Annotated in this window: 20 protein-coding genes; 7 read left to right on the plus strand and 13 right to left on the minus strand. The window is 65.2% G+C overall.

Annotated elements, in window-relative coordinates; translation table 11 throughout:
* The first annotated feature begins 25 nt into the window (after positions 1-25).
* Entirely contained in the window at positions 26-1,795 is a 1,770-nt protein-coding gene (locus tag GW587_RS24040; RefSeq protein ID WP_166107375.1) for an amidohydrolase, read from the plus strand.
* A gap of 869 nt (positions 1,796-2,664) precedes the next feature.
* Here the strand turns inward: GW587_RS24040 and GW587_RS24045 are convergent.
* Positions 2,665-3,252, minus strand: coding sequence for a chromate transporter (locus tag GW587_RS24045; protein WP_166107376.1), 588 nt, complete (start codon positions 3,250-3,252; stop codon positions 2,665-2,667).
* The gene (locus GW587_RS24050) at positions 3,249-3,827 is read right to left on the minus strand and encodes a chromate transporter (RefSeq protein ID WP_166107378.1); all 579 of its coding nucleotides are present in this window, start codon (positions 3,825-3,827) and stop codon (positions 3,249-3,251) included. Before GW587_RS24050 ends, GW587_RS24045 begins: the two co-directional genes overlap by 4 nt.
* A 165-nt stretch (positions 3,828-3,992) precedes the next feature.
* Here GW587_RS24050 and GW587_RS24055 point away from each other — a divergent pair, with 165 nt between their 5' ends.
* Positions 3,993-4,166 (plus strand): hypothetical protein, encoded by a 174-nt coding sequence (locus GW587_RS24055; RefSeq protein ID WP_229259626.1) that lies wholly within the window; start codon positions 3,993-3,995, stop codon positions 4,164-4,166.
* A gap of 243 nt (positions 4,167-4,409) precedes the next feature.
* On the opposite strand, the gene GW587_RS24060 is transcribed toward GW587_RS24055, so the two are convergent.
* The 4 genes from GW587_RS24060 to GW587_RS24075 form a co-directional block, all read right to left on the minus strand.
* Positions 4,410-5,303, minus strand: coding sequence for a PAS domain-containing protein (locus tag GW587_RS24060; protein WP_166107380.1), 894 nt, complete (start codon positions 5,301-5,303; stop codon positions 4,410-4,412).
* A 303-nt stretch (positions 5,304-5,606) separates the two neighbouring features.
* Positions 5,607-5,969 (minus strand): hypothetical protein, encoded by a 363-nt coding sequence (locus tag GW587_RS24065; protein ID WP_166107382.1) that lies wholly within the window; start codon positions 5,967-5,969, stop codon positions 5,607-5,609.
* Between the two features lie 96 nt (positions 5,970-6,065).
* Entirely contained in the window at positions 6,066-7,052 is a 987-nt protein-coding gene (locus GW587_RS24070) for a LysR family transcriptional regulator (RefSeq protein ID WP_229259627.1), read from the minus strand.
* Between the two features lie 13 nt (positions 7,053-7,065).
* Complete coding sequence (locus GW587_RS24075) at positions 7,066-8,703, minus strand: methyl-accepting chemotaxis protein (RefSeq protein WP_166107384.1); 1,638 nt, start codon at positions 8,701-8,703, stop codon at positions 7,066-7,068.
* Positions 8,704-8,875: 172 nt separating this feature from the next.
* Between GW587_RS24075 and GW587_RS24080 the strand changes: the two genes are divergently transcribed.
* Positions 8,876-11,920: a sensor histidine kinase gene (locus GW587_RS24080; RefSeq protein ID WP_166107385.1), complete on the plus strand. Its 3,045-nt coding sequence runs from the start codon at positions 8,876-8,878 to the stop codon at positions 11,918-11,920.
* A gap of 34 nt (positions 11,921-11,954) precedes the next feature.
* Here the strand turns inward: GW587_RS24080 and GW587_RS24085 are convergent, their stop codons facing one another.
* Positions 11,955-12,362: a hypothetical protein gene (locus GW587_RS24085; RefSeq protein ID WP_166107387.1), complete on the minus strand. Its 408-nt coding sequence runs from the start codon at positions 12,360-12,362 to the stop codon at positions 11,955-11,957.
* 135 nt (positions 12,363-12,497) lie between these two features.
* On the opposite strand from GW587_RS24085, the gene GW587_RS24090 reads away from it, so the two are divergent.
* Entirely contained in the window at positions 12,498-13,205 is a 708-nt protein-coding gene (locus tag GW587_RS24090; RefSeq protein ID WP_166107389.1) for a hydrolase, read from the plus strand.
* Here GW587_RS24090 and GW587_RS24095 read toward each other — a convergent pair.
* From GW587_RS24095 to GW587_RS24105, 3 genes are all read right to left on the minus strand, one after another.
* Complete coding sequence (locus GW587_RS24095; RefSeq protein ID WP_166107391.1) at positions 13,202-13,810, minus strand: response regulator; 609 nt, start codon at positions 13,808-13,810, stop codon at positions 13,202-13,204. The genes GW587_RS24090 and GW587_RS24095 overlap by 4 nt on opposite strands.
* Positions 13,811-13,985: 175 nt before the next feature.
* Positions 13,986-14,828: an alpha/beta fold hydrolase gene (locus tag GW587_RS24100; protein WP_166107392.1), complete on the minus strand. Its 843-nt coding sequence runs from the start codon at positions 14,826-14,828 to the stop codon at positions 13,986-13,988.
* A gap of 78 nt (positions 14,829-14,906) precedes the next feature.
* A complete protein-coding gene (locus GW587_RS24105) occupies positions 14,907-15,848 on the minus strand; it encodes an MBL fold metallo-hydrolase (protein ID WP_166107393.1) in 942 nt (313 codons plus the stop codon).
* An 87-nt stretch (positions 15,849-15,935) separates the two neighbouring features.
* On the opposite strand from GW587_RS24105, the gene GW587_RS24110 reads away from it, so the two are divergent.
* The gene (locus GW587_RS24110; RefSeq protein ID WP_166107395.1) at positions 15,936-16,721 is read left to right on the plus strand and encodes a substrate-binding periplasmic protein; all 786 of its coding nucleotides are present in this window, start codon (positions 15,936-15,938) and stop codon (positions 16,719-16,721) included.
* 13 nt (positions 16,722-16,734) lie between these two features.
* Here the strand turns inward: GW587_RS24110 and GW587_RS24115 are convergent, their stop codons facing one another.
* The 3 genes from GW587_RS24115 to GW587_RS24125 all read right to left on the minus strand — a co-directional run bounded on the left by GW587_RS24115 (position 16,735) and on the right by GW587_RS24125 (position 19,792).
* On the minus strand, positions 16,735-17,358 hold the full coding sequence (locus tag GW587_RS24115) for a response regulator (RefSeq protein ID WP_166107397.1): 624 nt from the start codon (positions 17,356-17,358) through the stop codon (positions 16,735-16,737).
* Between the two features lie 99 nt (positions 17,359-17,457).
* Positions 17,458-18,399, minus strand: coding sequence for an alpha/beta fold hydrolase (locus tag GW587_RS24120; RefSeq protein WP_166107398.1), 942 nt, complete (start codon positions 18,397-18,399; stop codon positions 17,458-17,460).
* A complete protein-coding gene (locus GW587_RS24125; protein ID WP_166107400.1) occupies positions 18,383-19,792 on the minus strand; it encodes an ATP-binding protein in 1,410 nt (469 codons plus the stop codon). Before GW587_RS24125 ends, GW587_RS24120 begins: the two co-directional genes overlap by 17 nt.
* Positions 19,793-19,874: 82 nt before the next feature.
* Here GW587_RS24125 and GW587_RS24130 point away from each other — a divergent pair, with 82 nt between their 5' ends.
* Together GW587_RS24130 and GW587_RS24135 are read left to right on the plus strand one after the other, a co-directional pair.
* Positions 19,875-20,513: a response regulator transcription factor gene (locus GW587_RS24130; protein ID WP_166107402.1), complete on the plus strand. Its 639-nt coding sequence runs from the start codon at positions 19,875-19,877 to the stop codon at positions 20,511-20,513.
* A gap of 97 nt (positions 20,514-20,610) precedes the next feature.
* Entirely contained in the window at positions 20,611-21,951 is a 1,341-nt protein-coding gene (locus tag GW587_RS24135; RefSeq protein ID WP_166107404.1) for an amidohydrolase family protein, read from the plus strand.
* The last annotated feature ends 14 nt before the right edge of the window (positions 21,952-21,965 follow it).

A 21,965-nucleotide genomic window follows, 5' to 3' on the forward strand; every position in this document is an offset into this window, starting at 1 on the left:
TTTTTATTTTTTGAGGAGCAGTGAAATGAAATTGAAACAGCTCGCCGCAGTCGTGGCGCTGGCCTGTGCCGCCCAAGGGCAGGCCCGCGCCGCATCGGACCTGATCATCACCAACGGCAAGATCGCCACGATGACCAAGGAGGGCGCCTTCGTCCAGGCGCTATCGATCAAGGACGGCAAGATCGCGGCGGTCGGCAGCAATGCCCAGATCCTCAAGCTCAAGTCGGCCGACACCCAAGTGATCGACGCCGGCGGCAAGACCGTCATCCCCGGCCTCAACGACTCCCACCTGCACATCATCCGCGAAGGCTTGAACTACAACGCCGAGCTGCGCTGGGACGGCGTGACGTCGCTGAAGAAGGCGCTGCAGATGCTCAAGGAGCAGGCCGCGCGCACGCCGGACGACGCCTGGGTCAAGGTGGTCGGCGGCTGGAACGAATTCCAGTTCGAAGAGAAGCGCCTGCCGACGCTGGAGGAAATCAACGAGGCGGTGCCGGACAAGCCGGTGTTCCTGCTGTACCTGTACGGCCTGGGCTTCCTAAATAAAAAAGGCATCGACACGCTGGGCTACAACGCCGACACCAAATTCAAGGACGGCGTGGTCGAGTTGGGCGCGGACGGCAAGCCGACCGGCAAGCTGATCGCCAAGCCGAACGCGATGATCCTGTACACCACGCTGGCCAAGACCAACGTGCTGCCGCGCGAGCAGCAGGTCAACTCGACGCAGCAGTATTACACCGAACTCAATCGCCTCGGCCTGACCAGCGCCATCGACGCCGGCGGCGGCGGGCAGGCGTATCCGGACGATTACGCGGTCAGCCTGGAGCTGGCCAAGAGCGGCAAGCTGACGGTGCGCACGTCCTACTACCTGTTCGCGCAGAAGCCGGGCAAGGAGCTGGAGGATTACCAGCGCTGGCTGACGCTGACCAAGCCGGACAAGAACGACCACCTGTTCTACGCCAACGGCTACAACACCGAGGGCGGCGGCGAGAACCTGGTGTGGAGCGCGGCCGACTTCGAGAACTTCCTGGAACCGCGTCCGGAGATGCCGGCGCAGATGGAGAGCGAGCTGGAGCCGGTGCTGCGTCTGCTGATCAAGAACCGCTGGCCGTTCCGCATCCACGCGACGTATGACGAGAGCATCGACCGCGACCTGGCGGTGATCGAAAAGGTCAACAAGGACACGCCGCTGAACGGCTTGCGCTGGTTCTTCGACCACGCCGAGACCATCAGCGACAAGCAGCTGGCGCGGGTCAAGGCGCTGGGTGGCGGTATCGCGGTGCAGAACCGCATGTACTTCCAGGGCGAGCTGTACTGGAAGCAGTACGGCGCGCAGACGCGCCAGATGCCGCCGATTAAGAAGATGCTGGAGATGAAGATCCCGGTCGGCCTGGGCACGGACGGCACGCGGGTCAGCAGCTACGGCCCGTGGCCGTCGATCTACTGGGCGGTGACCGGCAAGACCGCGGGCGGCCTGAGCGTGTGGCAGCCGAAGGACGTGCTGAGCCGCTATCAAGCCTTGAAGCTGATGACGCAGGGCAGCGCCTGGATGAGCGGCGAGGAAAAGCTGAAAGGCACCTTGGCGGTCGGGCAGTACGCCGACGTGGTCATCCTGCCGCAGGACTACTTCGCGATGGACGTCGAGAAGATCAAGAACCTGGAAGCCAGCCTGACCATCGTCAACGGCAAGGTGGTGTACGCCGCGCCGGAGTTCAAGCAATTCGCCCCGGCCCTGCCGGAAGTGCAGCCGGACTGGAGCCCCGTCAAATACTACGGCGGCTACCAGAACAAATAACGGCCCTCGGGCGAGCCGGCACCGTCGGAGCCGGCTCGCCCAAGTTGTACATTGAGCTGCAACGTAAATAAAAATTATCCGATGTATTCTACACTACTCGGATTAGAGTGTTGCGACCTCCAATTGGATCCGTGCCCCGTTGCAGACACTCGCAATTTCATTGAAAGGTATTGCTTAGAAAAACATAGATAAACATAGTTGAAAGTCGGGCGATCGAATGACGACCGCGACAGCTAGTATAAGTAATATCGTCCAAACAACAAGCATAGTTAAGGGCAGTATTTTGGGAGGGCGATCGCCCCATGCTACGTGCTTTTGGTTATACGTTGTGATTTCGTATTCGTGCTCCTGGGACATGATTTTCAAAAGTGCGTCACGCGATTGTTTTAGTTCTGCAATGATGCAGTAGGCGGCCCAAACCGCCTTCCAGACAACGAAGCTCGTAGTCGCGCCGAGGCAAGGGAGAAGCAGAAGCAGCATGGCCCGCATCGATGTCTGGGACACGGTTGGATGTCCTCCCGGAACGTTAAGTGTGGCGGCTAGCGCTGTAAGCAAAAATGCGTGCGACGTCAATAACCACCCGGTTCGGGAGCTAATCAAATCGAACTGATTTCGGATTCTTACATCTAAACGAACTAACCTACGATTCCTGGACTCTTCTGAAGTAGGATTTTTTTTCCAGCCATAAAATGGAATATCTGTTGAGTTCATTTTTTTTAAAAACCGTCATTTTGAAACATCAGATATAGCACGATCATGTAATTCCGCATCCGACATAGATCAACTACGTAGCGCGTAAGGAGTAACTTATTACGACACTAAGATTAATTGACTAACTGGAAGATAGGATTTTACGTTCTTGGCAAAAATTACGTTGGCAAGAACCAGCCGAGCAACGCGCCGGCGGCGAGCAGCCACAGCAGGTGGATGCGTGTGCGCCAGATCAGCAGGCCGGCGACCACCGAGATCAGCCACAAGGGCCAGTCGGTAGCCCAGGTGTGGTTGGCGCTGCCGAGGATCAGGCCGACCGAGACCATCAGCCCGACGACGATCGGCGCCATGCCTTGCTTGAAGGCGCGCACGCCCAGCAGTTCGCGGTTGCGGTGGCCCCAGCGCGCCGCCAGGTAAGTCAGCGTGGTGCTGGGGATCATGATGCCCAGCATGGTCACCGCGACGCCGGCCATCGCCGCCAGATAGCTGCCGGCGTTGAGCCCGACGTTCCAGCCCATCAGCGCGACGAACAGCACGTTCGGCCCTGGCGCGGCCTGGGCGATGGCGATGGCGTCGTTGAATTGCGATTGTGTCAGCCAGTGATGCTCTTCCACCAGGTAGCGGTGCATCTCGGACGAGGTCGAGATCGCACCGCCGATCGACAGCAGCGACAACAGCATATAGTGGCCGAACAGGCTGAGCCAGTCGGCGAAGCCGAGCACGATGTGCAGCGGGGCATCGTTCATGGCCGCATCCGTTTCAGCTGACGGTAGGTCAGCGCGACGCCGGCGCTGCCCAAAATCAGCAAGGTGTACGCCAGCGGCAGCTTCAGCACCACCACGAACACCACGCACAGCACGGTCAGCGGCACGCTCATCCACAGTGGCAGCGGATGCTTGACCAGCGCGGTCGCCAGCTTGATGCCGGTGGCGGCCAGCATGCCGGCCGACACCGCCGCCATGCCGCGCAGCGCGCCGGCCACGCCCGGATGGTGCGAGTAATGCGAGTGCAGCACGGCCAGCACCAGCACCAGCAGCAACGGCAGGCTCAACATCCCGGCCAGCGCCGCCAGCGCGCCGCGCAGGCCGAAGTAGCGGTCGCCGATCATCAGCGACAGGTTGACCACGTTGGGGCCCGGCATGATCTGCGCGACCGCGAAGTCTTCGACGAACTCCTCCTGCGTCAGCCAGCGCTTGCGTTCGACCATCTCGCGCTGCACCACGGCCAGCACCCCGCCGAAGCCTTGCAGCGCCAGAAAGGTGAAGGACCAGAACAGGTCGAGCGGGGAGGAGGGGCTGGCGCGGGGCGTCTCGGTCATCATGCCGTCATTATCTCCCCGTCGAGTTCACTGGGGCAATATTTTAATTTTGCTCTGATACGAAGCTGACATTGACTTTAATCAGACGTCGGCCATACTCCTTGTGCACCTCACCGATAGGGCCACCGCCCTTAATCTTTCTCAGGGATAATGATGAACGCTCCGGTTATGCAGCAACGTCGCAATGAAGAATGCAGCTCGGTGGTCAACCGGGGCATTCTGGTTCAGACCAGCTTCAACACCGTTTGCGCGATCGAGTACATGAAGTCGCACAACGTCGATCCGCAGGTTATAGAACGGGTGCTGCTGCACCCGGAACAGCGCCGCAAGGACCAGCACTAAGCGCGGTTAACGCGTTTAGTTATGCACAAATCATGTTGGCAAGAAATTTTTAGAAAAAGTTTCCCGTGACAATTTGTGATAATGTAAGTCGTTGATTTGCAAGGGTTTTGTTTTTGCCTTTTGGATGGGCAGTTTATAGCAACCCGCGCCGTTACAGGGCCTATGCCTTGTCAATGGGGGATTATCCACATAGATATCCACAAGAGTTGTGGATATCCGTAAAAACGCTTATCAATCCGCAAGTTACAACGGTTTTTTCAGCGCCTGCAGGACGCTGCCGACCACGATGGTCTGCGTGGCGTCGGCGGTGGCGGTGACACGCAGGCGGACTTCCTGACCGTCGCGGCGCCATGCGCTGACGACGTCGGTCCAGGCTTCGCCGTCCTTCAGCGCTTGCAAGGCGTCGACCAGCTGGTCGCGCGGATACGGCGCGGCATGCAGCAGACGCGGATCGGCGCCCAGCAGTTCCTCCCGGCTGTACTGGAACACCTGGCAGAACTTGTCGTTCACATAGGTGAAGCGGGCGTGGTCGTCCAGCGTCGCCATGACGGCGTGCTGGTCGACCGCCGCCAACAGCCCGCGCGCCTGGTCCAGCTCGCTCTGCAGCGCGGCCGTGTGGCGGTGCGCTTCCTCCAGTCCGGCATAGGCGCGCAGCGACGAGATCACCGTGGTGAACAGCTTGCGCGTGGTCAGGTCGGTCTTGCACCAGAAATCATTGATGTCGTAGTCGAGGATGATGCTGTGTTCCAGCGCCTGTCCCGGCTGGCCGGTGCGCAGCACGATGCGCACCAGCTTGTTGTGCAGGCTGTCGCGGATCTGGCGCGCCACATGCAGGCCGGCGTCGCTGGTCTCCATGATCACATCCAGCAGCACCAGCGCGATATCGGGCGTGTTGCGCAGGGTGTTGAGCGCTTCCTCGCCGCTGTAGGCGTGCAGGAAGCTGAGCCGGCGGCCCTGGAAGCAGGCATTGCTGAGCGAGAACTTGGTGACCACGTGGACGTCCACATCGTCGTCGACGATCAGCACGCGCCATGGCGGCGGCGCCGGCGTGGCGCTGGCGCCGCCGGGCTGCGTCTGGCTGGCCGCCGGCGCATCATCTTCTATCATCCAATCAGTGTCGTCGTCGTTCTGATTCATGCATCAATCTCGCACCAGGTAAAAGAAGCCGAACTTCATGGTGACACTATTCCTCACCAGCACTTTTGTCAAAGGATTCCTTCCCTTGATACTTATGCACAAAAATATATTTTTCAAGCGGCAGGAAAAATCTCTGCCGGTGATTTTATCCACCATGTAACTCATTGATTTTATTGGGTAAAAATTCTGCCTGTGGATTAGGCATTTTGTTGAAACCCGCGCCAGTAAAGGCGTTCTCCGCTGTCAAGTGGCACTTATTCACAACCTTATCCACAGTTGATGTGGATATCTGGAAAAACCGCTTTAAATACTGCGGCTTACCCCTTTTTGGTGAGAAAAAGCATCGACAGTGCCCTCCGCAAGATGCTGGCTCAGCAGGATCAGCAACACCACCAGCGCATGAAGCGCCAGGCCGAAGGTCACCGAAGTGTCGGCCCGGGCGCCGGCCAGCGCCGGATAGGCCAGCAGGGCCAGCGCCGGCGGCACACCGTAGCGATCCGAGCTCAGCAGTTGTTTGGCGTCGAGCTTGATCCACGCCAACACGCCCAGGCCGAACAGCAGCCATCCAGCGTTATTGTAGTCGAATGTGCCCAAGGCGATCGCCAGCAACATGGCGATGGCGCTGAGCGGCAGGGGGAGCGAGCGGATTCGGGATGGCAGGTTCATGGCGATACTCTCTGAAAGCTGAAGGACTGTTGCCAGAGTACGGGATGGCGCTCGATTGGTAAAATATATTGTATCTATTCGATTGATAGCGTTTGTCTAGTAGCGGGCGTCGAGCGCGACCTGGGTGCGGCGCGCCTCCTCGGCCACCATCTCCATGAACTCCTGCACCAGCGCGTCGCTCTCGCCGCTGCGGGTGAACATGTGCACCAGCAGCGGCTCCATGCCGGCGATCGGCCGGGTGGTCACCCCCGACGGCGGCGCGGTGAAGATATAGGCCGCGCCGAGCATCACGCCGACGCCTTCGCCGACCATCGCCACCCCGACTTGCGCCTGCTGCGTCTCGTAGACGAAATTCGGCGTGAAGCCGGCGCGCCGGCAGGCGCCGACCAGCGTGTCGTACAAGTGCGGCACCACCTGGCGCTCGAAGAAGATCAGCCGTTCGCCCATCAGGTCTTCGACCTGGATCTGCTCGCGCGACGCCAGCCGGTGATCGTCGCGCAGCACCGCCACCCACGGCCCGGACAGGATGGGGCGGGCGTCGACGCCGATGCCGCCGGCGGGCATGACGACCGGCACGCCGATGCCGACGTCGATCACGTCCTTGCCCAGCGCTTCGGCCTGCAGGCCGGCGTGCATTTCGTGGCGCTGCACCTTGAGGCCGGGGTAGGCCGCCTGCATCCGCATCAGCGCCGGCGGGATGAACGGCAGGTTGGTGTATTCGACCATGCCGATCGAGAGCCGGAATTCGCGCTCGCTGGCCGCCTCGCGCGTCAGCCGCAGCGCCCGTTGCAATTGATCGAACATCTTGTCGAGTTCCTGTTGCAGCATGACGCCGGCGGCGGTCAGCTCGACCTTGCGGCCGTCGCGCAGGAACAGCGCGACGCCGACCGTCTCCTCCAGCTTGCTGATTTGCTGGCTCAGCGCCGGCTGCGTGATGAAGGCCAGGTCGGCGGCTTTGCGGAAATGCAGTTCCTGCGCCAGGATGGAGAAATAGCGCAGCTGGCGTAACTCGATACCTCGCATCGCATCCTCGTCGGGGCGGGCCGCCGGAGTGGCGGCTTCATCGAGCGGATAGTTGCACATGCGCTAATAAAAATCAATGCGTGGTCGCCGCACCCAGCCGAAAGGTAGGGCGAGGGTGTGGCGCGGCAGGGCGGCGCGGCGGGCGCGAGGGCGTTTCCCCGCCGGCGTCGAGGCGGAACACCGCCACCGCCGCCGTCAGCTGCGCCGCCTGCTCCTGCAACGAGGCCGCCGCCGCGGCCGCTTCCTCGACCAGCGCGGCGTTTTGCTGCGTCACCTGGTCCATCTGCCCGACCGCCTGGTTGACCTGTTCGATGCCGATGCTTTGCTCGGCGCTGGCGTCGGCGATTTCCTGCATCTTGCGGCGCACGCTGGCGATGCTGGCGACGATCTCGTCCATGGTGGCGCCGGCGTCGCGCACCAGCGCCGAGCCGGTGCGGACCTGGACGCTGGACGCGCCGATCAAGTCCTTGACCTGTTTGGCCGCCGCCGCCGAGCGGTGCGCCAGGTTGCGCACCTCGGTCGCGACCACCGCGAAGCCGCGCCCCTGGTCGCCGGCGCGGGCCGCCTCGACCGCCGCGTTCAAGGCCAGGATGTTGGTCTGGAAAGCGATGCCGTCGATGACGCCGATGATGTCGGCGATGCGCGCCGCCGAGGCGTCGATCGCGTCCATGGTGTCGATCACCCGGCCCACCACCTCGCCGCCCTTGCGGGCGACCTCGGCGGCGGCGGCCGCGTAGTCGTTGGCCTGGCCGGCGTTGTCGCTGGTCTGGCGCACGGTCGCGGTCAGCTGTTCCATCGAGGCGGCGGTCTGTTCCAGCGAGCTGGCCTGTTCCTCGGTGCGGGCCGACAGGTCCAGGTTGCCGCTGGCGATTTCGCCGGTGGCGCTGGCGATGGTGTCGGATCCGCTGCGGATGACGCCGACCGTGTCGGCCAGCATGGTCTGCATGCGCTGCATGGCGTACAGCATGCTGTCCTTGTCGCCGGCGCGGGTCAGCACCGCCACGCCCAGGTCGCCGGCGGCGATGCGGTTGGCGATCGCGGCGGCGTAGGCCGGTTCGCCGCCGAGTTCCTTCAACAGGCCGCGATTGATGACCACCACCAGCGTCGCCAGCGCGGCGCACACCGCCGCCAGCAGGCCGAGCGCATGCAGCAGCGAGCGGTGGAAGGCGTGCTCGATGTCGTCGACGTAGACCCCGGTGCTGACGTTCCAGTCCCATGGGCCGAAGTGGCGCACCCGCATCAGCTTGGGCTCCTCGGCGCTGCTGCCGGGACGCGGGTAGGAATAGCTGACGTAGCCTTCGCCGCCCCGGCTGCCGATGTCGGCCACCTGCTGGAACACGTGGACGCCGTTGCCGTCCTTGTAGTCGGCCATGCTCTTGCCGGTCATCTCTTGCAGGAAGGGATGCATCACCACCACCGCGCGCGAATCGGTCACGGTCAGGTAGCCGTCCTTGCCATACCGGAAGTTCTTCAGCCGCTGCAAGGCTTGGGCGCGGGCTTGTTCCTGCGTCAGCTGCCCCTTGCCAGCCAGGTCGTTGTAGTCCTGGACAATGCTCAGGGCGGCGTCGACGATATTGCTCAGGTCGGCGCGGCGCTCGGCCACGCGCAGGTCGCGCTGCTGCCAGGCGTCGTAGCCGGACAGGCCGGCCATGCAGAGCAGGGCCAGCACCGAGGGTATCCATAATTTCTGAGAAAACGACAGGGCTTTCATATCCATCCTTGGGCAGCGGTTTGAGATGGCCCGAGTATGGGTGGCATCGTTGCCGGCGGCCAATTAGTTCCGACAGGGTCATTTGATAAGTTCGGCTGCACTGTTCAGTGATGGGCAATTCCCCTATCATGGCGGGTTATGTCTTGGACAACGCTCGCCACGGGAAATGCCGATGAACTTTATTTTGTTACTGCTGGCGCTGGCCTTCAGCGCGCCGTCCGCGCTGGCGCTGGAGGGCAAAGTGCCGTTGGCCGAGTATCACCACGACATCTGGACCGGCAAGGATGGCGCGCCGGGCGAGGTGGCGTGCATGGCGCAGACCGCCGACGGCTGGTTGTGGATCGGCGGCAGCAACGGGCTGTACCGGTTCGACGGCGTGCGCTTCCGCCGCTTCGAAGCCTTGTCCGGCGAACTGGCGCCGAAGCGCCCGATCACCTCGTTGACGGCGCTGCGCAACGGCGATTTGCTGATCGGCTATATCTACGGCGGGCTGAGTCTGGTGCACGACGGCCATATCAGCCAGTTGCCGGCCAATGTAGGCAAAGGCGTGGTGGGTCCGGTGCTGAGCGCGCTGACCGACGACGACGGCGTGCTGTGGGCCGCCACCTCCGGCGGGCTGCTGCGCATGCGGGACGGCGCCTGGCACAAGATCGGCGCCGAGATGGGCTTGCCGGCCGGCGGCGTTTCCAACCTGATCGTCGACCAGTACGCGCAGATGTGGCTGGCCGCCGGCGAGCGCCTGATGATGCTGGAGCGAGGCGGCCAGCGTTTCCGCCCGGTGCTCGACGGCGTGCGTACCGTCAATCTGGGCGCCTCGCCGGATGGCCGGCTGTGGCTGGATACGCATGAACGGCTGATCCCGGTGCCGCCGCAGCATCAAGGGCCGGTGCAGCCGCGTCCGGCCTGGCTGGCGCAGGCGCGCGGCCAGGAAAATGGTTTGTTCGACCGCGACGGCAATTACTGGACGCTGGCCTGTCCGGTCGGCGTGTGCCGCAGCGATGGCCTGGGCGCGCTGCCCAGCGCGACGATGACGCCGAACGCCTCGCCCAGCAGCAGGCTGGACCAGCCGTGGCAGGTCAGCAACCTGACCGGCAATATTCTGTTCGAGGACCGCGACGGCAATATCTGGGTCGGCACGCAGGCGGGCGTCGAGCGCTTCCGCGACAACCGGCTTGGCGCCGTCAAGCTGAGCGGCGGCGAGCGCGTGTTCAGCTTCGCGCGCGATGAATCCGGCCACGTGCTGGCGATGGCGCGGCCGACCGGCGAGTTGTGGCAGTTGCGCGACGGCGCGGTGTCGGTGCTGCAGCGCTATCGGCCCGGCCTGTTCGGCGTGATCGGCAACGGCGCCGATGGCGCGCTGCTGGTGGCGGGCAATGAGCGGATCGAACGGCGCCACGCGGGCAAGGTCGAGTTCATCGATTATCCGGCCGAGCCGGACGGCAAGCGCGGCGAGGTGCGGGTGACGCGCGTCATGGACGACGGCCGCGCGCTGTGGGTGACCATCGCCCGGCGCGGCAGCTTCCGCTGGCACGAGGGCAAGTGGACGCCGCAGGCCGAACTCGAGATTCCGGCCGGGCTGGTGTTCGCGGCGCCCGGCCGCGCGGGCGCGATGTGGTTCGGCTATACCGACGGCGCGGTGCTGCTGTTCGATAACGGCCGCGTCACCAAATATGCGCCGCAGGATGGCGACGAAGTCGGCGCGGTGTCCTTCCTGCAGGGCGGCGAGCAGGTGCTGGCCGGCGGCAACGCCGGATTGGCGGTGTTGCTGGACGGCCGCTTCCGGCGCCTGCACGCGGCCGATCCGGAAGTGTTGTCGTCGATCTCGGGCATGGTGCTGGCGGCCAACGGCGACCGCTGGTTCAACGGCGCCAAGGGTGTGGTCTACGTCACCGCCGCCGACTGGAAGGCCGCGCTGGCCGCGCCGCAAGCACCGCTGAAATATGTGTTGTACGGCGTGCTGGACGGCTACCCCGGCTTTGCATCGACGGCGATCCGCTTGCCGAGCGCCATGGCGGACATCGACGGCCACGTGTGGTTCGCCGGCGTCAGCGGCATCGTCCAATTCGACAGCAACAAGCGGCGGTCGGCGGCGCATCCGCCGCAGGCCAAGGTCGAGACGCTGGTGTCGCAGGGCAAGCGCTATCTGGACTTCGGCACGCCGCCGCAGCTGGCGCCGGGCACGACCTCGTTCCGCATCGAATACACCGCGCTCAGCTACGCGATGCCGGAGTCGCTGCAATTCCGTTATCAGCTGGAAGGCGTCGACGACGGCTGGCAAGAGGCCGGCACGCGCCGCGCGGTGTCGTACACCAATCTGGGACCGGGCGCGTACCGCTTCCGCGTCGCCGCCGTCAATGACCTGGGACAGTGGAGCACGCCCGAGGCGGTGGTGGCGCTGCGCATCCTGCCGACCTTCACCCAGACGCCGCTGTTCTACGCGCTGTGCGCGGTCGCGGCGGCGGGCGTGCTGTATCTGCTGTACCTGCTGTGGCTGCGGCAGGCGACCTTGCGCATCAACACCCGCATGGCGGAGCGCGAGCGCATCGCCCGCGCGCTGCACGACAGTTTCCTGCAGAGCGTGCACGGACTGGTGCTGAGTTTCCAGTCGGCGATGGGCGCCTTGCCCAAGGATTCGGCGGAACGGCAAAAGCTGGAGCGGGTGCTGCTGATGGCGGACAAGGTGATGGAGGAGGGACGCAACGAGGTGCAGGATTTGCGCTCCGGCACCATGCGCGACGGCGACCTGGCCAATTCGCTGGCGCTGGTCGGCGAGGTGTTGCAGGAAAGCCTGGGCAGCGTGTTCAGTCTGCGCATCGCCGGCACGCCATGCGCGCTGGACGAGCAGGCCGGCTGCGAGATCTACAGCATCGGGCGGGAGGCGTTGATGAACGCGTTTCGGCATGCCGAGGCGGCGTCGATCCAGGTCGAGCTGGATTATGGCGTCGAGCAGTTCAGCTTGCTGGTGACCGATGACGGCAAGGGCATCGCGCCGGAGCTGCTCAACGGCGGCACCGGCGGCGGACGCTGGGGTTTGCGCGGGCTGGCCGAGCGCGCCGGCCGCATCGGCGGGCGGGTGGATATCGGCAACGGCGAGCGGGGCGGCGCGCGCGTGTTGCTGAGCGTGCCGGCGGCCTGCGCCTATGCAGGGCAAGCGCGCTGGAAGCGCTACATGCCGCGCTGGCTGCGCCGGCCGCGTCGGCCGCGTCGGCCGCGTTAGGCGCCGGCGACGCCGGCGGCCGACGCTTTGCCGCTTACTTCGCGCCGATCTCGGACAGCTGCTTGCGCACCGCGCCGTGCGCCATGACGATTTCCGGCGCATCGTGCAGCAGCGCGTTGTACTTGGCGCGGAAGGCTTCGTCGGCTTCCTCGGACGGGCCGATCAGCGTCTCGATGGCGCGGCGGAAGGCCAGCGCCTCGGCGGCCTGGATCGGTTCCGGTTCGTCGAGGCGTTCGTCGATCTGCACCATCAGGCCGGACAGCTTTTGCAGCCAGGCGAAATGCGGGTGGTTGGTCACCAGTTGCAGATGCTCCAGCGGGCTGCCGACCGGGCCGCCGAAATATTGTGTTTCGACGTGGATCAGTTGCTTGTGCAGGTCGCGCAGCGCGCGCGTCAGCGAGGTCAGTTGCGCGCGTTGCGCGGTGTCGTCTTGAGTGGTCATGCTGGTTCCATATTGGTCTCGGGATAAGCGCAGCTTAGCAGAGATAGGGTTAGCGCGAAGCCTACATTTAGATAGTGGTGCTGGCCGCCGCGCATCTCTAAGATGGGGGTTCCCTTACCCACATTGGACATCATCATGATCAATACCAAATTAGAAGTCCTGACCCCCGATAACTGCCAGCTGATCTTCATCGACCAGCAGCCGCAAATGGCCTTCGGCGTGCAGTCGATGGACCGCCAGGTGCTGAAGAACAACACCGTCGGTCTGGCCAAGGCCGCCAAGGTGTTCAACATCCCGACCATCATCACCACCGTCGAGACCCAGTCGTTCTCGGGCCACACCTATCCGGAACTGCTGGACGTGTTCCCGGGCAAGGACATCCTGGAACGCACCTCGATGAATTCGTGGGACGACCAGAAGGTGCGCGACGCGCTGGCCGCCAACGGCAAGAAAAAAGTCATCGTCTCCGGCCTGTGGACCGAAGTGTGCAACACCACCTTCGCCTTGTGCGCGATGCTGGAAGGCGACTACGAAATCTACATGGTGGCCGACGCCTCCGGCGGCACCTCGAAGGAAGCCCACGACTACGCGATGCAGCGCATGATCCAGGCCGGCGTGATCCCGGTGACCTGGCAGCAAGTGCTGCTGGAATGGCAGCGCGACTGGGCGCGCCGCGACAGCTACGACGCGGTCATGAACGTGGTGCGCGAGCATTCGGGCGCCTACGGCATGGGCGTGGATTACGCCTATACCATGGTGCACAAGGCGCCGCCGCGCACCACCAGCAGCCACAACACGCTGGCGCCGGTGCCCGCCAAGACCTCGGCCAAGCCTGCCGCTTAAAACGCGCCGAGCAAGCCGCGCCGGGCCGCCACCGTGGCGGCTTCGGTGCGGCTTGCCACGTTGAGCTTGGACAGGATGTTATTGACGTGGAATTTGACGGTGCCGACTTCGATGTCGGCGCTGCGCGCGATCAGCTTGTTGCTCTTGCCGGTGGCGAGGTGGACCAGGATTTCCATCTCGCGCTTGGACAGGCGGGCGGCCTGCTGGCGTTCGGCGAACTTGCGCGCCACTTCGGGCGGCAGGTACTGCCTGCCTTGCGCCACCGCGCGGATGCAGGCGGTCAGCTGCTCGAAGCGGCAGTCCTTCGGCAGATAGCCTTTGGCGCCGGCTTGCAGGCCACGGCAGATGTCTTCTTCGCTGGTGTGGTTGGTGAGGATGACGATGGCGGCGTCGGGATCGAAGCGTCGCATGCGTTCGATGGCGTCGATGCCGCCCAGGTCGATGATGACGACGCTGGGACGCAGGCGTTGGTACAGTTCGATCGCCTCCGGGCCGGTGGCGGCGTGGCCGGCCAGCGCGAAGTCCGGGGTGGCGTCGATGAGGGAGTGCAGTCCCGCCACGATCAGTGGGTGATCGTCGGCGATCAGGATGGTGATGGCGTCCATGGTGGTGGTTCCTAACGGGGTTATGCTCAGCATGCCCGTATGGTGGACCATGTGCCGGTTTGGCGGTAGACAGGGAAGTGTAGGAGGCGGCTAACCAAATAGGGTTAGTACCCCGCACGGCGATCCGCCGCGGGGTCGGACCCCTTTGGGTCCGACCCCTCTCACGTAGTGCGGGTCAGGACTTCAGGAATTCCAGCAGGTCGGCGTTGAGCTTGTCCTTGTGCGTGGTCGGCAGGCCGTGCGGCGCGCCTTCATAGATCTTCAGCGTGGCGTTCGGCACCAGCTTGACGGCGGCCTTGGCGGCGGCGTCGATCGGCACGATCTGGTCGTCCGAGCCGTGCACGAACAGCGTCGGCACATCGATTTTCTTCAGGTCTTCGGTGAAGTCCACTTCCGAGAATTGCTTGATGCAGTCATAGGCGTTCTTGATGCCGCACTGCATGCCTTGCGCCCAGAAGGTATCGCGCACGCCTTCGGAGATCTTGGCGCCCTCGCGGTTGTAGCCGTAGAAGGGCAAGGTCAAGTCCTTGAAGAATTGCGAGCGGTCGGCCAGCACCGCGCTGCGGATGCCGTCGAACACCGACATCGGCAGGCCGTTCGGATTGCTGGCCGAAACCACCATCTGCGGCGGCACGGCGCCGACCAGCACCGCCTTGGCGACGCGCTGCGTACCGTGGCGGCCGATGTAGCGCGCCACTTCGCCGCCGCCGGTCGAATGGCCGACCAGCGTGGCGTCCTTGATGTCAAGCGCGTTCAGCAGCGTGGCCAGGTCGTCGGCGTAGGTGTCCATGTCGTTGCCGCCCCAGGGCTGGCTCGACAGGCCGTGACCGCGCCGGTCGTGGGCGATCACGCGGTAGCCGTTGCTGGCCAGGAAAATCATCTGGTCTTCCCAGGCATCGCCCTGCAAAGGCCAGCCGTGGCTGAAGACCACGGCCGGGCCGCTGCCCCAATCCTTGAAATGGATGCGCGTGCCGTCTTCGGTGGTGACGCTGTCGACCGTGAGGTTGTTGTTTGCCATGAAATGCTCCTTGATGTGGGAACGTCCAGTGTAAGCAGCGCACGCCAGGAATACCCCGGCCAAAAGGCTAGTCTTGACTTAGGGCTTAGGCGCGGGTGCCCCATCGTAGTTAAGCGGCAGCCATTCGTATTGCCCGCGCGCGCGGCGGATGTGGCCGAGGCCGGGGAAGGCGATATGCGCGGCGGCGATGGTCAGCTGCTGGTCCGCCGCCAGCTTCAGCAGCGCGGCGCGGCTGGCCTGGGCGTCGGCTTCGCTGCTGTCGTACTTGACGGTGGCGGCCGGGTGCGGCAGCTGGATCGCGGCGACGTGGACGATGTCGCCCCACACCAGCAACTTCTGGCCACGGCTTTGCACCAGGTAGTTGGCGTGGCCGGGCGTGTGGCCGGGCGCGCGCGTGGCCTCGATGCCCGGCTCCAGCGCGCCATAGACCTTGTAGGGCTGGAAGCGGCCGGCGGCCTGGTAGGGCGCGACGGCGGCCTGGGCGGCGTCGAAGAAGCTGGCCAGGAAATCGGGCGCCTTGGCTTTGTTGGCGGGCGTCAGCCAGTAGTCGGCCTCGGCCTGCGACAGCCGCAGCACCGCGTTGGGGAAAGCGCCGACGCCGCCGGCGTGGTCCTTGTGCAGATGGGTGATGAGGATCTCGTCCACCTGTTCCGGCTGGTAGCCGGCGGCGCGCAGATTGGCCACCAGCTTGCCGCAGCAATCGCCGTACAGCGCGCCGGCGCCGGTGTCGATCAGGATCAGCTTGGCGCCGGTGTTGACCAGGAAGGCGTTGATCGAGCCTTGCACCGGCGCTTGCAGGTCGGCTTCGGCCAGGTCCTTGCCGATCTGCGCCGGCGTGACGTTGGTCATCACGGTATCGATGGGGAAGGCGTGGGTGCCGTCCGACAGCGCGGAGATCTCGAAGTCGCCCAGCATCATGCGGTAATAGCCGGGCGCCTGGCTACGCGCGAACGGTGCGGCGGCATGCGCGGATGATGCCGCCAGTACACCTACCAGTAGTAGTTTTTTAAGTAAATTCATGGTATATCCTTGGTGGCCGTCGGTGGTGCATGGATGGTAGAGCAAGCATTTGCCCCTTGCACGGGTCTAAAGATAGGGAGGTGTGCGATGCGGATAGCGTGGTCCATATTGCTGCTGGCGCTGGCGGCGCCGCAGGCGCGCGCGGCGGGCTTGTGTCCGCCGCAGCCGGTGCGGATTTCGTTCTATGAGGCGGGCTTGTTTTACTTCGACGGCAAGGGCATCGACCGCGAGGTGGCCGACGAGTTGCAGCGCCGCACCGGCTGCGCCATCGAGACCAGCGCGCCGCCGAGGGCGCGCGCCTATGTGTGGCTGGAGTCGGGCGAGACCGATATCGTGATGGCGGCGCTGAACAATCCGAAGCGCGAGCAGTACGCGGTGTTCGTGCCGTACATGCAGCAACGCTTCGTGACCGTGATGCATCGCGATGTGCCGCTCGACAAGGTGAACCTGGCGGCGTTCAGCGGCGATACCGGCCTGCGCTTCGGCGTGGTGCGCGGCGTCACCTACGGCGGCGGCCGCGACGAGTGGTTCGCGAAGATGGAAAGCGAGCGCCGGCTGGAGCTGGGCGCCACCTTGCCGACCTTGTTCCGCATGCTGAAGTCGAAGCGTTTCGCGGCGATGTTCGCGGCGCCCGCGCAGTACGAAAAGGAACTGGCCGATCTCGGCATGCGCGACCAGGTGCGCCTGGTCGACTGGTTCCCCAACGATCCGCCGCCGACGCGCTGCCTGGCGATGTCGCGCAAGAACTTCACGCCGGCGCAAGTCAGGGGCTGGGCCGAGGTGGTGCAGGGCATGAAGGCCGACGGCAGCTTGAAACGCATCCTGGCCAAGTACCTGTCCGCCGACGAGGCGGCCAAGGCCGTCATCAAATAATCGATCGGATTGTTCAAGCCATTTGAACCAGGCCGCGCCGCGCCGCCACCATCGCCGCCTCGGTGCGGGTGCAGACGTTAAGCTTGGACATGATGCTCTTGACGTGGAACTTGACCGTGCCGACGCCGATGCCGGCGGCGCGCGCGATCACCTTGTTGCTCATGCCGGTGGCCAGGTGGCCGAGGATGTCGCGCTCGCGCGGCGTCAGCTGGTTGCCCTGGATGCGGGTGGCGAGCTTGACCGCCAGCTCCGGCATCATGTACTTCTTCCCCGACATCACAGTATGCAGGCCGGCCATCAGCGTATCGAGCGGTGCGCTCTTGAGCATGTAGGCGTCGGCGCCGGCGCGCATGCTGCGGTCGACCTCGTCCTCGCCGTCGTGGCCGCTGAGGATGACCACCTTGGCCGACGGCTGCTGGGCGCGGATGCGGTTGATCGCCTCGATGCCGTCGCAGCCGGGCAGGTTCAGGTCCATCAGCACCAGGTCGGGTCGCAGGCGGCGGCACAGCTCCAGCGTTTGCGCGCTGTCGCTGGCCTGGCCGAGCAGGGTGAAGCCGTCGTCGGCCTCGATCAGGGCGGCCATGCCGGCCCGGATCAGCGGATGAATGTCGGCGATGACGACAGAGGCGGTGTTCATGAGCGGGCTCCCGGTTGATGTGATGAGTCATTCTCGTCAACCTTGCCCGCCGCGTATAGCTATACAAAGGTATAAGCCAGACTTTATCCAGCGCTGTGACTAGTTGATGAAGGCAACCAGCGCTGGCACCACCTGTTCCGGCGCTTCGTCGATCAGCCAATGGCCCGAGCCCTTGATGATGACGCTCTGCACATTGCTGGCGTACATCTGCGCCTGGGTGCCGAGGAAGGCGCCGGCGGATTTTTCGCCGGCGATGCTGAGCACCGGCATGGTCAGCTTGGTCTGGCTCATCGGGCCGAAGTCGGCGGCGTCGCGCTCGAAATCGCTGAAGTAGGCGAAGCCGGCGCGCATGCCGCCCGGTTGCGCATAGGCCGCGGTGTACAGCTTGCGGTCGGCCTCCTTGATCGACTTGCCCTGGTCGGCGGAGAAGTCATTCCAGAAGTGTTCGAAGTAGATGCGCTCGCGTCCCTTCACCAATGCCAGCGGGGTCTCGCCGTAGAAGTAGAAGTGCCACACGGCGGCGCGCGGGAAGGCGTTGCGCCAGTCGCCGACGCCGGGCACGAAGGCGTCCATCACCACCAGCTTGCTGGTGTCGGCCGGGAACTGCGCGGCGTAGCCGTAGGCCACCATCATGCCGATGTCGTGACCGACCACGGCGGCCGGCTCGCTGCTGATGGTCTTGACCAGCTCGTGGATATCGACCGCCAGCGTCTTCTTGTCGTAGCCGCTGGCGGCCTTCTCGGAACCGCCGGCGCCGCGCAGGTCCGGCACGATCACGGTATGGTTCTTGACCAGTTCGCGCATCGCCGGAATCCACATGTGGCCGGTCTGGCCGTAGCCGTGCAGCAGCACCACCGGCGTGCCTTTGCCGCCGACCTTGTAGTGCAGCCGCACGCCGTTGACCTGGGCGTATTTGTCGGTGAAGCCGTCGACTTTGACATCGATCGGCGCGGCGGCCTGCGCGGCGCCGGCCAGCGTCAGCAGGGAGGCGGCGGCCCAGGGCAGGCCGAAGCGGCGGAAAGCGTTATACATGGAAGACATGGGTTTCTCCTAAAGATAATGGTCTTGCTGTGTGGTGGTGAAGATGTTCGACCGCGTAGGCGCGCGCCGTGTTCAACAGCCGGTAGACGGTGCCGGCGGCATGGAAGTCCGCCATCAGCATCGACTTCGACACCAGGGCCATCAACGCTCGGGTCAATTGCGCGGCGGTCATGCCGATGTCGTTGGCGATCGCGCACGCGGCGTCCAGCGAAAAGCCGGGCGCGAACGCGGCCAGACGCCGGAACAGCAGTTGCTCGTCGGCCGGCAGCAGCGCGTAGCTCCAGTCGTGGCAGGCGAACAGCGTCGCCTGGTTGGCGGGCCCGTGGCGCCGCGCCGCGACCAGCGACAGCTGCTGGCGGCCGAGCTGGTCCGACAATCCTTTCAGGCCCAGCGCGGGGACGCTGGCCGCCGCGATCTCCAACGCCAGCGGCAGCCCGTCCAGACGGCGGCAGATGTCGGCGGCCAGTTGCAGGTTGGGGCCGTCAAGCTCGAAGGCGTCGCCGGCTTTGCCGGCGCGGTCGAGGAACAGCTGCAGCGCCGGAAACGCATTGGGATTCGACGGCGCGGCGCCATGCGCGGGAGGCGTCGCCAGCGGCGCGATGCGGCGCACGTATTCGCCGTCGACCAGCAACGGCTCGCGGCTGGTCGCCAGGATGCTCAGGCCGGGCATGGCGGACAGCAGCCGCTCGGCGGCGGCGGCGGCGGGCGCGATCAAATGTTCGCAATTGTCGAGCACGAGCAGGGCCGGGCGCGTCACGCCGCCGTCCGGCATCACGCGCGCGATCTCCTGCGCCAGCGGCTGGCCGTGCGCGATGGCGCCGAGGTCGAGATGGAAAACGCCGCCCGCAAAATGCTCATGCGCCTGCGTCGCCGCCGCCGCCGCGAGCGTGGTCTTGCCCACGCCGCCGGGGCCGACGATGCTGACCAGGCGCTGCGCGCGCAGGCGCTCGGCGATGCATTCCAGATCGTGCGCTTGGCCGAAGACGCTGCTGAGCCGGACCCGGCGTCCCGCCGCTGCCGGCTGCGGCGCTGGCCGGTCGCGCGTCTCGACGCAGGCCGCGAAACTGTAGCCGCGTCCCGGCACATTGTTGATGTAGCAGCGCCCTTCGGCGCCATCGCGCAGGGCGCGCCGCAGCGCGGCGACATGCACCCGCAGGCTGCTGTCCTCGACGATGGTGTTGGGCCAGACCTGCGCCACCAGTTCGCGCTGGCTCAGCAGTTGTCCCGGCCGGCGGACCAGTGCCAGCAGCAGATCGATGGCGCGGCCGCCCAGGCGCACCGGCTCACCCTGGTTTAACAACAGCTTGCGCGCCGCATACAGTTGAAACGGGCCGAACGCCAGCGGCGCCTCTTGCGGAGGGAGATTGGTTGCGGATATATTCGGAGATTCCATGTACAAAGGCTAATTCTTCACCGCGCGAACGCCTATACTCGAAAGAGTAGCGCGCCTAGGACCAAACGATTGAGGAGCTGAGATGGCCGAATGCCTGGCGTCGCCCATACGCGTGCTGATCGCCGACGACCACCCGTTGATGCGGGAGGGACTGGCCGCCGTATTCGCCTGCAACCCGGGGCTGGCGCTGGTCGCCGAGGCGGCGAACGGCCGCGAGGCGGTCGAGCTCTACAAGCAGCACCGGCCCGACGTCGTCTTGATGGACCTGCAGATGCCGGTGATGAGCGGCACCGAGGCCATCACCGCCATCCTGGAGTTTCATCGGCAGGCGCGCATCGTCGCCCTGACCACCTACGGCGGCGATGCGCACGTGGCGCGCGCGCTGCGGCTGGGCGCGGTGTCCTACCTGCTGAAAAATACCGCGCGCGCGGAATTGTTCAACTGCCTGGCCACGGTGCACGGCGGCGGCCGCCACATGGCGGTGGAAGTGGCGCTGCAACTGGCGGCGCACCACCATCCGGGCGACGCGCTCAGCGCGCGCGAGATCGAGGTGCTGGGACTGATCGCCAACGGCAACTCGAACCGGCGCGCGGCCTTGCTGCTCGGCGTGACCGAGGATACGATCAAGGGCCACATGAAAAGCATCCTGTCGAAGCTCTCGGCCAACGACCGCACCCACGCGGTGATGATCGCGATCAACCGCGGCATCCTCGGCGTATAACGCGCGATTCGCAGGAATTCACACTTATTCACTCGCCCGTCGCCGGCCAGTTGCTTACTGTGAGTGACATCCAGTCACAGCGCGAAAAGGAGTGGGCATGCCGTTGCAACCGTCACGCCGGCGTCTCCTGATCAAGGGCGCGACCGTATTGAGCCAGGATCCGGCGATCGGCGACCTGAACGCCGGCGACATCCTGATCGACGGCGAAGTGATCGTCGCGGTCGGCGCCGGCATGGAGGTGGCGGACGCGGTGCGGATCGACGCCACCGGCATGCTCGCCATGCCGGGCCTGGTGGACGCGCACCGGCCCGGCTGGCAAGGCGGGCTGCGGATGCTGATGCCGGACGTGGCGACGCTGGACGAGTACCTGAACACGGTGCACTTTTCGCTGGCGCCGCACTGCCGTCCGGAGGACATCTACGCGGGCTGCTATCTGACCGCCGTCAGCTGTCTCGACGCCGGCATCACCACCATCATCGACCCGTGCGACAACGCGCGCAGCGCGGCCCACACCGACGCCGCCGTCGACGCCTATCAGGCTGCCGGCCTGCGCGTGCTGTTCATGCCGGGGCGGCCGCTGGCCGGGCCGTGGCAGCAGCAATGGCCGCGCGACCTGGAACGCCTGAAGGCGGTGCGCTTCGCCAGCGAGCGGCAGCTGCTGACGCTGGGCATGTACTCGCAGCCCGACCAGGCCAATTGGGCGCTGGCGCGTCGGCTGGGCTTGCCGATCCTGAGCGAATTGCTGGGCGTGATGGCGCCGATGATGCGGCGCTGGGAGGCGACCTGTCCGCTGGGGCCGGACAACATCATGAACCACTGCACCAGCATTCCGGAAGCGGGATGGCGCATGCTGGGCGCGGCCGGCGTGCGGGTGACGGCGGCGTCGCGCGCGGATGCGCAGTACGCGCTGGAGGGCGGCGTGTCGGCCTACCAGGCGGCGCTGGAGCACGGCTTCAGGCCGGGCCTCGGCACCGGCACCGAGGCCGCGTACGGCGGCGACATGTTCACCGAAATGCGGGTCACCTTCTTCGTGCAGCGGGCGATGGCGCAGGCGGCGCGGCATCAGGGCGCATCGCATGCGCCGGCGCCGGTGGACGTGCGCCAGGTCCTGCGCTCGGCGACGCTGGACGGGGCCCGTTGCGCCGGCCTGGCGCAGCGCACCGGCAGCCTGACGCCGGGCAAGCAGGCCGACCTGATTCTGCTGAACGCCGGACGGCTGCACCTGATGGGGGCGCACAGCGCGGCTGGCGCGGTGCTGCACGCGGCCGAACGCGGCGACGTCGATACCGTGATCGTGGCCGGCCGGGTGCGCAAGCGCGGCGGCAAGCTGCGCGGCGTCGACCAGGCCAAGCTGCGGCGCGAGACCGAGGCGTCGCTGGAGCGTCTGTTCAAGGCCGTCGCCGCCGCGCCGGCTTGCTACAATGAGCCGTCGCCCTAGTCGAAAGGTCCGCC

It is taken from the genome of Duganella aceris, from assembly GCF_011090165.1.
GTDB classification, from domain to species: Bacteria; Pseudomonadota; Gammaproteobacteria; order Burkholderiales; family Burkholderiaceae_D; genus Rugamonas; species Rugamonas aceris.

Coding starts and splice junctions, on each gene's coding strand:
- GW587_RS24055 (WP_229259626.1), top strand. CDS start 3,993: ATGCAGCAACGTCGCAATGAAGAATGCAGCTCGGTGGTCAACCGGGGC.
- GW587_RS24100 (WP_166107392.1), bottom strand. CDS start 14,828: ATGGCAAACAACAACCTCACGGTCGACAGCGTCACCACCGAAGACGGC.
- GW587_RS24110 (WP_166107395.1), top strand. CDS start 15,936: ATGCGGATAGCGTGGTCCATATTGCTGCTGGCGCTGGCGGCGCCGCAG.
- GW587_RS24075 (WP_166107384.1), bottom strand. CDS start 8,703: ATGAAAGCCCTGTCGTTTTCTCAGAAATTATGGATACCCTCGGTGCTG.
- GW587_RS24125 (WP_166107400.1), bottom strand. CDS start 19,792: ATGGAATCTCCGAATATATCCGCAACCAATCTCCCTCCGCAAGAGGCG.
- GW587_RS24095 (WP_166107391.1), bottom strand. CDS start 13,810: ATGGACGCCATCACCATCCTGATCGCCGACGATCACCCACTGATCGTG.
- GW587_RS24070 (WP_229259627.1), bottom strand. CDS start 7,052: ATGTGCAACTATCCGCTCGATGAAGCCGCCACTCCGGCGGCCCGCCCC.
- GW587_RS24105 (WP_166107393.1), bottom strand. CDS start 15,848: ATGAATTTACTTAAAAAACTACTACTGGTAGGTGTACTGGCGGCATCA.
- GW587_RS24135 (WP_166107404.1), top strand. CDS start 20,611: ATGCCGTTGCAACCGTCACGCCGGCGTCTCCTGATCAAGGGCGCGACC.
- GW587_RS24115 (WP_166107397.1), bottom strand. CDS start 17,358: ATGAACACCGCCTCTGTCGTCATCGCCGACATTCATCCGCTGATCCGG.
- GW587_RS24045 (WP_166107376.1), bottom strand. CDS start 3,252: ATGAACGATGCCCCGCTGCACATCGTGCTCGGCTTCGCCGACTGGCTC.
- GW587_RS24085 (WP_166107387.1), bottom strand. CDS start 12,362: ATGACCACTCAAGACGACACCGCGCAACGCGCGCAACTGACCTCGCTG.
- GW587_RS24050 (WP_166107378.1), bottom strand. CDS start 3,827: ATGATGACCGAGACGCCCCGCGCCAGCCCCTCCTCCCCGCTCGACCTG.
- GW587_RS24040 (WP_166107375.1), top strand. CDS start 26: ATGAAATTGAAACAGCTCGCCGCAGTCGTGGCGCTGGCCTGTGCCGCC.
- GW587_RS24120 (WP_166107398.1), bottom strand. CDS start 18,399: ATGTCTTCCATGTATAACGCTTTCCGCCGCTTCGGCCTGCCCTGGGCC.
- GW587_RS24090 (WP_166107389.1), top strand. CDS start 12,498: ATGATCAATACCAAATTAGAAGTCCTGACCCCCGATAACTGCCAGCTG.
- GW587_RS24065 (WP_166107382.1), bottom strand. CDS start 5,969: ATGAACCTGCCATCCCGAATCCGCTCGCTCCCCCTGCCGCTCAGCGCC.
- GW587_RS24080 (WP_166107385.1), top strand. CDS start 8,876: ATGAACTTTATTTTGTTACTGCTGGCGCTGGCCTTCAGCGCGCCGTCC.
- GW587_RS24060 (WP_166107380.1), bottom strand. CDS start 5,303: ATGAATCAGAACGACGACGACACTGATTGGATGATAGAAGATGATGCG.
- GW587_RS24130 (WP_166107402.1), top strand. CDS start 19,875: ATGGCCGAATGCCTGGCGTCGCCCATACGCGTGCTGATCGCCGACGAC.